Below are 10189 nucleotides of genomic sequence, written 5' to 3' on the forward strand. Positions count from 1 at the left end.
CCCAGCGCGGCCGACCGCGCAGGGCGTGCCCGCGTTGCCGGGTTCGAGGCCCTCGAAGCCGAACGCCTCGAGGCTGCCGCCACCGCGTTCGAGAAGGCGCTCGCCGTCAATTCCCGCGACCCGGACGCTCTGGGCGGCCTTGGCATCGTGCGCCTGCGCCAGAAGAACTTCACCGAGGCCGCTGACCTGCTCGAACGCGCCTCGCGCGCCGGGAAAGCCAGCCAGTGGGCCGAAGGGCTTGCCTCGGCGCGCTACTTCGCAGGCGTCGAGGACGCGCAGGACCTGCTCGATCAGGGCCAGCTGGGCGCCGCGCAGGCCCGCGCCGAGGAACTGGTGCGATCAAACTACTCCGAACCGGCCCCCGCGCTGGAGATCCTGGCCCAGGTCTACGAGCAGCAGGGCCGCTACGCCGACGCCGCGGACCTCTACCGCCAGGCCGCCGAAGGCGCCAACGCCGACGAGAACCGCCTGCAGATGCGCGCTGCGCGCGGCCGCGCCCTTGCCGCCGCCGAGCGCGGCGATGACACCGGCGCCGTCCAGGAATTCCAGGCCGGGCTCATGGCCGATCCCGAGGACCCGTGGATCCGCTACGAGTTTGCCGAATACATGATCAAGCGCGGGCGCATGCCCGAGGCGGAATCGCTGCTGCGCTCGCTCGTCAGCATCGGCGCGCCCGACGCGCTCTATGCCGCCGCGCTCCTCAACGAGGACCTGGGCCGCCCTGCCGAGGCTGAGCGCCTGCTCTCGATGATCCCCGAGACCCAGCGCACCGCACCGATGCGCACGTTCGCGATCGGGGTAAAGACCGACGCGGCGATCGCGCGGGCCCGGGCCCTTGCCCAGAACGGCCAGCGCGAACAGGCGCTGGGCTCGCTGCGCCAGCTGGGCGAGATGCGCGCCATTCCCGTGGGCAAGCAGGCCGCCATCGCCAGCGCCCTGTTCGAACTGGGCGACCAGGTCGGAGCCGCCCAGGTCGCCCAGCGCGCGCTCAACGGCCAGGTCACGGACCTTGGCGAATACGAGGGGCTGATCGGCGTTCTCGTCCAGACCGGCCGCGACGATCTGGCCCAGAGTGCGCTCCAGCGTGCCGGGCAGATGGCCGGGTCCTCGCCGCAGGGCCAGCAGGCCTATGGCCGGATGGAAGCGACGCTGATGATCGGGCAGGCCGACCGCGCGCGCCTTGCCGGACGCTACGCCGAAGCCTTCGACATCCTCCAGAGCGCGTACAGTTCCGCGCCCGACAACGTCGAGATCCTCGCCGGGCTCGCGCGCCTCTACGAGAACGGCAACATGGCGCCGCGCGCCGCGCAGACCTGGCAGCTGTACCTTGCCAAGAAGCCGGGCGACAAGGACGGCCTGATCGGCCTTGCCCAGAGCGCCCAGCGCGCGGGCGACGGCAAGCTCTCCGACGAAGCCGCCGACGCGCTGCTGCGCTCCTACCCGCAGGACTACCAGGTCTACATGGCGCTCGCCGATGTCGAGCGGGTCGCGGGCAACGAACGCAAGGCCGTGCGCTACCTCAAGCAAGCGCGCGAGCTTTACGCCCGCCAGCACAACGCAACCAGCGTCGTGGCGCTGGGCGGCAACCCCTTTGCCGGAATGCAAGGCCAAGCCGGAGCCAACCCGTTCCGCAACCAGGGCCCGGCCATGGCACAGCCCCAGCCGGTCAACCCCTTCGCGCTGGGCGGCGGCACGCGCCTTCCCGCCCCCTCCTACGCCCCCCAGCCCCAGCCGATGGGCGGCTATGGTGCCCCTGCGGGCTATGCCGCGGCGAACGAGAGCTATGGGGCCCAAGGGTATGGCGCCCAGGGCTACGCAGCCCAGTCCTCCAGCGCGCCGAGCTACGCTCCGGGCCCCGATTACAGCCAGGGCCGCGCGGCCCCAGCCTACGCAAGCCGCAGCGGCTCTGCGCCCGCCGCCTTCGCTGGCAGCGCCACCGCGACGCAAAGCGCGGCCGGGTACGGCGCAGGCGCTGCCCCCGCCCCCGCCTACGCCCCTGCCGGAGCCCCACAGGGGGCAGGAGCGAGCACCTCTTCGCGCTACGGCGGTGATCCGGTGCTGGCGCGGATCCAGTCCGAGATCTCCGAACTCGCACAGGACACCGGCCCGCGCGCCGACGTCCAGACCGCCTACCGCCGCCGTTCGGGCGAAACCGGCCTCAGCCAGCTTGACGAGATCAAGGGCTCGGCCGAACTCTCGACCGGATTTGCGGGCGGGCGCGTCTACGCCAAGGCCGAGGCCAGCGTCATCGATGCAGGAAGGCCCACCGGCTCGGGCCTCGCGCGCTTCGGGGCCAACGGCGTGATCGAGGCCGCCGCCATCGTCGCGCAAGAGGAAGCCCAGCTTGCCAACGCGGACAGCCAGCACGCCTCGGGCGTCGCCTTCTCGGCCGGGTACAGCAATGACTTCGCACAGGTCGAAGTGGGCACGACGCCCATCGGCATGGGCGAGACCAGACTGACCTACCGCGCCGCAGCGACCCCCAAGATCGGGCGCGACGTGCGCGCCAGCGCCTGGGTGGAGCGCAAGCCGGTGACCGATTCGGTCGTGTCCTATGCGGGCACCCGCGATCCCGTCACCGGGGTGCGCTGGGGCCAGGTCATGCGCTTTGGTGCAGGCGGCGGGCTGTCCTACGACAGCAACGGCAACGGCATCTACGGCGAGGGCCGCTACTACCGCTTCACCGGCACCAACGTCGCGAAGAACTCCGGCTTCGAGGCCAATGCGGGCGGATACCTGCGCGCCTACCAGGGCCGCACGGACTCGGTCACGGTCGGCCTCAACGTGAACTACCAGGGCTACGACAAGAGCCAGAACTACTTCACCTTCGGCAATGGCGGCTATTTCAGTCCGCAGAGCTTCATCTCGGTCGGCTTCCCGGTGAACTACGCAATCGAGGACGAACGTTTTGTCGGACGCGCCTCGTTCACGCCCGGTTTTCAAAGCTACAGCCAGGATCGCAGCGTGCTCTATCCGACCGAACCTCTGCTCCAGGGCCTGCTCGATGGCCTCAAGCTCGAGAACGACGACGTGCGATCCTATTATGACGGGATCAGCGAGACGGGTTTCGCGTTATCGGCAGAGGGCGAGCTTTACTACAAGCTGAGCAACTCCACCCGCATCGGTGGCGAGGCCAGCTTCAACACGTTCGGTTCCTACGATGAATTCCGCGGCATGCTCGGCGTGCGCCAAAGCTTCGGGAGTACAAAGTGACATGAACTACCAGGCGTTTCCCTCACGCACGCGATCCAGCGACGATGCAGGCCTTGGCGGTCTTGCCCTCCTGGCCATTTCGAGCGCGACCGAGATCTGCGAGGCGGTGCCCGAGCTTCAGGCCCGTGGCTTCTTTGCCGCGATCGGTCGGCGCATGGCCGCTCTCGAAAGCCTCGACGGCCTCTCCGATGCGGCCCTGCTCTCGATGCGCATCAACGATTTCTGGCGCGCGCTGGACTGGGGGGAAGCCAGGCTCGAGTTGACCGACGAGGGAATTGTCGTCCAGCACACCAATCTTCCGCGCGACATCGCCCCCGATCCGCGCGGCCACTGGGCCACGATGCTCGCAGGCGTTCTCGAAGGCGCCTACGACAGCTGGTTCCGCGCGCTGGGCAGCGGCCCGGCGCTCACCACCACCGCCGAATGGAAAGGGGATACGCTCGAGCTTCGCCATGGTCGATGATTACAGACGTATCGACAGGCGCACCTTCGCGATCGGCCTGATGGCCGCGCTTGCCGCCTGCAACAAGAGCCAGAAGAGCGAGGCCGCCATGCCCGGCATGCACACCGCGCCCCGTCCCACGCTTCCCGCCCCCAGCCCTGTCGGCGCCTCGTTCTGGACCGCGTGGCGCACCCACTTCCTCGCGCCCGAGGGCCGCGTCGTGGACACCGGCAACGGCGACATCAGCCACAGCGAAGGCCAGAGCTACGGCCTGCTGCTGGCCTATCAGGCCGGGGAACGCGACACCTTCACCCGCATCGCCGAATGGACCGAGGCCAACCTCGCGCGCAGCGACATGGCGCTCTACGGCTGGCGCTGGGAGCCCGCGGCGCGCGCGATGACCGACACCAACAACGCGACCGACGGCGACATCGTGATCGCCTGGGCGCTGGCGCTAGCCGGAGAACGCTGGAACGAGCCGCGCTGGACCGAGCGCGCCCGTGAGGTCCGCGCCGCGATCCGCAAGCACTGCGTCATCTCGCGCTACAACCGCCAGCTGCTGGTCCCGGGCCTCCAAGGCTTCGTCGAGGACGCAGGCGTCACGCTCAACCCCAGCTACTTCGTGTGGCCCGCGCTCGACCAGTTTGCAAAAGCTGACGGGATGGCAACCTGGGGCCGCGTGATCCGCGACAGCGAGGACCTCCTGCGCCTCTCGCGCTTTGGACGCCACGACCTTCCCTGCGACTGGGTCCGGGTGACCGGCACGCGCAGTGTTGCGCCTGCCCCCGACAAGCCGCCGCGCTTTGGCTACGATGCCATCCGCGTCGCGCTGTGGGGCGCGCAGGGCAATCGCAGCGATCTTACCGCGCCCATCGCCAGCTACTGGCGCTCGTGCCTGGCGCAGCACCGCCCGATCCCCGCGTGGATCGACGTGGTAAGCGGCCAGGAAGCGGAATACGCCCTCTCCAACGGCGGCGCGGCGATTGCCGGACGCCTCCTGGGGACGGCCTATCCCACCCAGCTTTCGAACGACTACTTCGCCGCCTCGCAGCAGATGCTCGCGCAGGTGTGAGGACACGCGCGCCGGGGCTGTGACCTTCGCGTCAGCCCCGGCCCGCCCGCTCTTCCAGAACCAGCTCGAAATCCTTGAGCGCGGCGCACGAGGTCGCGAGTGGCTCGGGCCCGCCCCCCATCGTCAGGATCTCGCCCATGCAGTCGGTCTCGACGCGCAGGGCCTTGGTCTTGCCCGGAATATGCGCAAAGGCATGGTCAAGCGGATAGGTCCGGACCGCAACCGAGGCGACCGGCGCTTCTCCTGTGCAGTCGAGCCGCCCGACAAGGCGCGGCACCTGTCCTTGCGCCTTCCAGCCCGCGACCCGCTCCGGCGTCACGTCCCCGATCCCGGACACCGCGACATCCTCCAGCACCAGCCCGGCATCGAGCCCGAAATTGGCAAGGATGGTGAGCTTGCAGGCGGTATCCCAACCCTCGATGTCGCGGCTCGGATCGCGCTCGGCAAAGCCGCCCGCCTGCGCCTCGCCCAGGGCCTCGGCAAAGGTGCAGCCGCGCGCCATCATCGCGTTGAGAAGGAAGTTGGTGGTCGCGTTGAACACGCCCTCGAGCGCCAGCACCTTGGCCCCGCGCAGCCCCGTCTCGATCAGGTCGATGGTGGGAAGCGCGGCGGCCGTCGCCCCGCTGATGCGCAGCGAAGCGCCGCGCGCACGCGCCAGCTCGCGCAGCCGTGCCCCCGAATGGACGAGCGCGCCCTTGGAGACCACCACCACATCGCGCCCCGCCCCCAGCTGCATCGTCAGATAGCCCAGCGCAGGCCCTCCGGTCGCGAAGTCGGTCGGCCCGGCCTCGATCAGCACGTCGGGCGCGATTTGCGCCAGGAACTCGCAGCCCGTGAGCCCCTCCTCCAGCGCAATCCCGGACGCCGCGGCAAACCCTTGCGCGTTCACAGCCCCTGTGCGCGAGCCGCACACCGCCACGAGACGCACATCGCAACCATGGACCTGCGCGTAGCGCGCGCGCCGCTCCAGCAGCGTCACGGCCACCTGCCGCCCGATATTGCCGTAGCCCGCAATCGCGACCGTGACAGGCCGCAAAGCCTCACTTGGCAAAGAGCTGCTCCATGTCGGCAAAGGCCTTGATCTCGATGGCGTTGCCCGCCGGATCGGCGAAGAACATCGTCGCCTGTTCGCCCGGTTCCCCCTCGAAGCGGATGTAGGGCGCGATGATGAAGTCGATCCCCGCGGCCTCCAGCGTATCGGCCAGCGCCTGCCACTTGGCCATCGAGAGCACGATGCCGAAATGGCGTACCGGCACCCCGTGGCCATCCACCGCATTGGCCTTGACCGCGCCCGTCTCCTCAGGGGCCAGATGCGCGACGATCTGGTGGCCGAAGAAGTCGAAGTCGACCCACTCGTCGCTCGAACGCCCCTCATTGCAGCCCAGCACGCCCAGGTAGAAGGCGCGCGCCGCCTCCAGGTCATCGACCGGGAAGGCAAGGTGGAAAGGATGGGTGACGGCCATGGCAAGCTCCCGCTGGATTGTTGGTTCGGGTCTGGCCTCCCCTGTGCCGCAGGCACCTGGCAGGGGCAAGGAGAAGGAAAGGATTTGCCGAAGGCCATCGCCCTCGGGCTCCCCAAACTGTCAACCTCAGGACTCTCCCGCCTCCTTGGCCGAGAGAGGTGAGGTCGCCCGTGGTGGGGGTCAAGGGGCGATGGCCCCTTGAAAGGGTTATTCGCTCCAGCCCAGCCCCAGCGCCTTGTTCACCGCGATGTAGTCAATGGTGAGCTGCGCCTTGGCCTGCGCGACGTTGGAGGCGGCGGTCAGCGCCTGGCGTTCGATATCGAGCTGATCAATCAGCGAACTGGTGCCCGCCGCGAAGCGCAGGCGGTTGAGGTGCGCGGCCCGCTCGGCGCTTTGCTGCGAGGCGACCAGCCGCGCCAACTGGCGGCGGGTCGCGCCGAAGCGGGCGAGGCTGTCCTCGGCGTCCTGCAGGCCTTCGAGCACGCTCTGGCGGTACTGCGCCTCGGCCTGGTCGGCCTGCGCACGGGCCTGGCGCACCTGCGCGCCGGTGCGCCCGAAGTCGAGGAGCGGCCAGCTGATCTGCGGCATGAGGAGGGCCGCAAGGTTGCCCGGATCGAGCACGTCGCCCGGCTCGGTTCCGCCGATCCCCAGGATCCCCATGAACGAGATGCCGGGCAGGCGCTGCGCTTCCTTGACCCCGATCTGCGCGGTGCTGGCCGCCAGCGCGCGCTCGGCGGCGCGAATGTCCGGGCGGCGTGCGAGGAGCCCTGCCGGATCGCCCACCGCAACTTGGGCCGGAGGCAGGGGGAGTGCGCCTTCGTCCTCCAGTTCGCCATCGAGCGCGCCCGGAGCCTGTCCGGTCAGGACGGCAAGCGCGTTCTTGTAGAGGAGGACTTGTGTGTCCAGCGGCACGGTCTGCGCCTCGTTGGCGGCAAGCTCGCCCTGCAGGCGCTCCACTTCCAGATCGGACGCCGTGCCTGCGGCCAGCCGCTGGCGGGTGAGTTCCAGCGCGCGGCGCTGCTTGGCGACCGCCTCGCGGGTGAGCGCCAGGCGCGCCTGGGCATCGCGCAGGTTGACGTAGGTCTGGGCGACCTGCGCGCTCAGCGACACCTGCGCATCGGCCAGTTCGGCATAGCGCTGGCCGACCTGCGCGCGTGAGGCCTCGATCCCCCGGCGCCGCGCGCCCCACAGGTCCGGCTCCCACGAGACATTGGCGCCCACATTGTAGAAGTCGAGCGAGGAACTGCCGCCTGAGCTTTCGCCGTCCTCACCCTCTCCACTTCCCCCGATGGCCGAGCCCGGCAGGCGCGCGTGGACGTACATCGCGTTGGGCGACACGCTGGGCATGAGCCCGGCCTTGCCCTCGGCGAGGCTGCCTTGCGCCTCGGCAATGCGCGCTGCGGCCAGGTCCATCGTGGGACTGTGCGCCAGCGCGTCGTCGATAAGGCGGGTGAGCAGCGGATCGCTGAGGCTCTCCCACCAGCGGGCGAGCTGCGGCGCGTCGGCGCGCACGCTTTCGTCCGCGCGCACGAAGGCGTCGCCATTGGTGCCGGGCGCGATAACCTCAGGCGGGCCAGCATAGTCCGGGCCCATGGTGCAGGCACTCGCCAGCGAAAGGAGGGCGAGCGTACAGGCGGACGCGAGAGGGGTACGGGGGGCAAACATCAGTGCATGGCTCCTGCGGAGGCATCCTTGGGCAGCGGTTTGAGCAGGAAGACCAGCGGAAACACCAGCACGGTCACCACGCTCATCGCGAAGAAGATATCGTTGTAGGTCATCGTCAGCGCCTGGCCCTGGATGGTCTGGCCGAGGACGCGAAGGCCTGCCTCGGGGCTGCCGAGCATCCGGCCCATGCTGGAGACATAATCCTGCACGGCCGGGTCGTTGGCGTGGAGGCTCTCCTCGATCCGGCGCGAGTGCAGCCAGACGCGGTTCTGCTGGAGGATCGAGATACCCGCCAGGGCGAAACTGCCGCCCAGGTTACGCATCGCGTTGAACAGACCCGAGGCATCGCCCGCGTCCTCAGGGGGAACCGACTGGACGCAGGCCTGGCTCAGGAACAGCATCCCCAGGATCGTGCCGAGCCCGCGCATCAGCTGGGACTCGGTAAAGTCCCCGCCCGTCGACTGGATCGTGAGGCTCGTCTCCAGGTAGGCCGAAAACCCCATGATGAGCATCCCGAAACCCACCGCGAGGCGGATGTCGACCTTGCGGATCAGGATCGGCACGAAGGGCATCATCAGGATCGAGGGGATGCCCGATAGCAGCACCACCTTGCCCGACTGCAGCGCGTTGTAGTCGGCAATCGCGGCGAGGAACTGCGGAATGGCGTAGGACGTGCCGTAGAGCACGACGCCCAGCGCAATGCCCATCGTTGCCACGGCGCCGAACTGGCGGTCGAGCAGCAGGCTGAGCTTGATCACGGGGCGCCGCGCGGTCGCCTGCCCCCAGAACAGGAGGCCGAAGCCCACAACCGTGGTGGCCGCCATGTACCGGATGAGCTCGGAGGCGAACCACTCCTCGCGCGCGCCTTCCTCCAGGAACACGGTGAGGCCGCCAAGGCCGAGCGCGAGCCCGGCGATGCCGAACCAGTCGGCTTCGCGGATGAGGTGGAGGCGTGACTTCTCGGCAGGTAGCCCTACGAACAGGAGCGTGAGCAGCACCGCGGAAATCGGCACATTGAGGAAGAAGGCATAGTGCCACGAGACGCTCTCGGTCAGCCAGCCGCCGACAAGAGGGCCGAGCAGCGGGCCCAGGATCGCGACAATGCCAAAGGCCGCCGTGCCGATCGACTGCTGGTGGCGCGGCAGGCGCTGGGCGATGATCGTCTGCGCGGTCGGGATCAATGCCCCGCCGGTGAAGCCCTGCCCCACGCGCCCGAAGACCATCATCGAAAGCGAGGTGGAAAGCCCGCAGATCACCGAGAAGATGGTGAAGAGCGTGACCGCGATGAGGAGGAAGGTGCGCAGCCCCAGCATCCGCTCCAGCCAGGCCGACAGCGGGATGATGACGATCTCGGCAACAAGGTAGGCGGTAGCAACCCATGCCCCTTCGGTGCCCGTCGCGCCCAGTTCGCCCTGGATCGTGGGGAGCGCCGAGTTGACGATCGAGATGTCGAGCGTCGCCATGAGCGCGCCCATCGTGCCGGCCGCAACCGCCAGCCAGGCGCCCAGGTCCGCGTTGCGGCGCGGCTGTGCGCCGCTGCCGCTACCGCCTGCGTTTGCATCGAGAGCCGCGCTCGCCATGTCAGCGCGTCCCGCGAGCCTTCGTCTCGGCGCTCTGTTCGGCCTCTTCGCTCGCCGCCTCGATCTCGTCCAGTTCGCCCTCGGCGCTGCGGGTGTCGACCGTGACTGTCACCGAAAGGCCGGGGACGAGCAGCTTGCGCGCGCTGGCAGGCGCCTCGATGGCGATGCGCACGGGCACGCGCTGGACGATCTTGGTGAAGTTGCCGGTCGCATTCTCGGGCGGGAGCAGCGAGAACTGCGCGCCGGTGCCGGGCGACACGCTGGCAACGCGCCCGTTGATCTCGGTGCCTTCCAGGGCGTCGACCGAGATGCGCGCGGGCTGGCCCGGACGCATGAGGGCAAGCTGCGTTTCCTTGAAGTTCGCCGTCACGTAGAGCTTGTCGAGCGGCACCACGGACATGAGCCGCGTGCCTGCCTGCACGAACTGGCCGGTGCGCACGGTGCGGTCCCCGATGCGGCCCGCGATGGGCGCGCGGATAAGCGTGGCTTTCAGATCCACGTCGGCGGCTTCGAGCTGCGCTTTCGCACCCTCGCCCTGCGCGCGGGCCTGCGCGACCTGCGTTTCAAGCGTGGCGATGCGGCGCTGCTGGGCGGTGAGCGCGGCTTCGAGCTGGCGCACCTGCTCGGCCGACTGGGTGGCGGCAAGCTTGAGCTGGTCGAGCGTCTCGCGCCGTTCCGCGCCCGAGGCGACGAGCGGAGCGTAGCGATCAACCTCGCCCGCATCATGGCGGGCCTTGGCGCGCGCGGCGGCGAG

8 protein-coding genes are annotated in these 10189 nt (G+C 69.3%); 3 read left to right on the plus strand and 5 right to left on the minus strand.

What is annotated here, in order from left to right; translation table 11 throughout:
* The 3 genes from MTR65_RS19770 to MTR65_RS19780 form a co-directional block, all read left to right on the plus strand.
* The coding region (locus tag MTR65_RS19770) for a cellulose biosynthesis protein BcsC (protein WP_243803268.1) at positions 1 to 3213 on the plus strand (3213 nt) is incomplete at its 5' end.
* A 1-nt stretch (position 3214) separates the two neighbouring features.
* Complete coding sequence (gene bcsD / locus MTR65_RS19775; protein WP_243803270.1) at positions 3215 to 3676, plus strand: cellulose biosynthesis protein BcsD; 462 nt, start codon at positions 3215 to 3217, stop codon at positions 3674 to 3676.
* Positions 3666 to 4727 (plus strand): family 8 glycosyl hydrolase, encoded by a 1062-nt coding sequence (locus tag MTR65_RS19780; protein ID WP_243803273.1) that lies wholly within the window; start codon positions 3666 to 3668, stop codon positions 4725 to 4727. Before bcsD ends, MTR65_RS19780 begins: the two co-directional genes overlap by 11 nt.
* Positions 4728 to 4758: 31 nt before the next feature.
* On the opposite strand, the gene MTR65_RS19785 is transcribed toward MTR65_RS19780, so the two are convergent.
* From MTR65_RS19785 to MTR65_RS19805, 5 genes are all read right to left on the minus strand, one after another.
* The gene (locus MTR65_RS19785) at positions 4759 to 5778 is read right to left on the minus strand and encodes a homoserine dehydrogenase (RefSeq protein WP_243803275.1); all 1020 of its coding nucleotides are present in this window, start codon (positions 5776 to 5778) and stop codon (positions 4759 to 4761) included.
* Positions 5768 to 6190 carry a VOC family protein gene (locus MTR65_RS19790; protein ID WP_148629244.1) on the minus strand — a complete coding sequence of 141 codons (423 nt, stop codon included), beginning with the start codon at positions 6188 to 6190 and terminating at the stop codon, positions 5768 to 5770. The genes MTR65_RS19785 and MTR65_RS19790 overlap by 11 nt, the downstream gene beginning before the upstream one ends.
* A 207-nt stretch (positions 6191 to 6397) precedes the next feature.
* Positions 6398 to 7855 (minus strand): efflux transporter outer membrane subunit, encoded by a 1458-nt coding sequence (locus MTR65_RS19795; protein WP_243803277.1) that lies wholly within the window; start codon positions 7853 to 7855, stop codon positions 6398 to 6400.
* On the minus strand, positions 7855 to 9435 hold the full coding sequence (locus MTR65_RS19800) for an MDR family MFS transporter (protein WP_243803279.1): 1581 nt from the start codon (positions 9433 to 9435) through the stop codon (positions 7855 to 7857). The genes MTR65_RS19795 and MTR65_RS19800 overlap by 1 nt, the downstream gene beginning before the upstream one ends.
* Position 9436: 1 nt before the next feature.
* A partial coding sequence (locus MTR65_RS19805) for an HlyD family secretion protein (RefSeq protein WP_243803281.1) occupies positions 9437 to 10189 on the minus strand: 753 nt, incomplete at its 5' end.

Origin of the sequence: Novosphingobium mangrovi (assembly GCF_022818885.1) — a bacterium.
Taxonomy (GTDB): Bacteria; Pseudomonadota; Alphaproteobacteria; order Sphingomonadales; family Sphingomonadaceae; genus Novosphingobium; species Novosphingobium mangrovi.

Excerpts from the sequence above, each read along its gene's own strand:
- MTR65_RS19795 (WP_243803277.1), bottom strand. The coding sequence starts at position 7,855 with ATGTTTGCCCCCCGTACCCCTCTCGCGTCCGCCTGTACGCTCGCCCTC.
- bcsD (WP_243803270.1), top strand. The coding sequence starts at position 3,215 with ATGAACTACCAGGCGTTTCCCTCACGCACGCGATCCAGCGACGATGCA.
- MTR65_RS19790 (WP_148629244.1), bottom strand. The coding sequence starts at position 6,190 with ATGGCCGTCACCCATCCTTTCCACCTTGCCTTCCCGGTCGATGACCTG.
- MTR65_RS19800 (WP_243803279.1), bottom strand. The coding sequence starts at position 9,435 with ATGGCGAGCGCGGCTCTCGATGCAAACGCAGGCGGTAGCGGCAGCGGC.
- MTR65_RS19780 (WP_243803273.1), top strand. The coding sequence starts at position 3,666 with ATGGTCGATGATTACAGACGTATCGACAGGCGCACCTTCGCGATCGGC.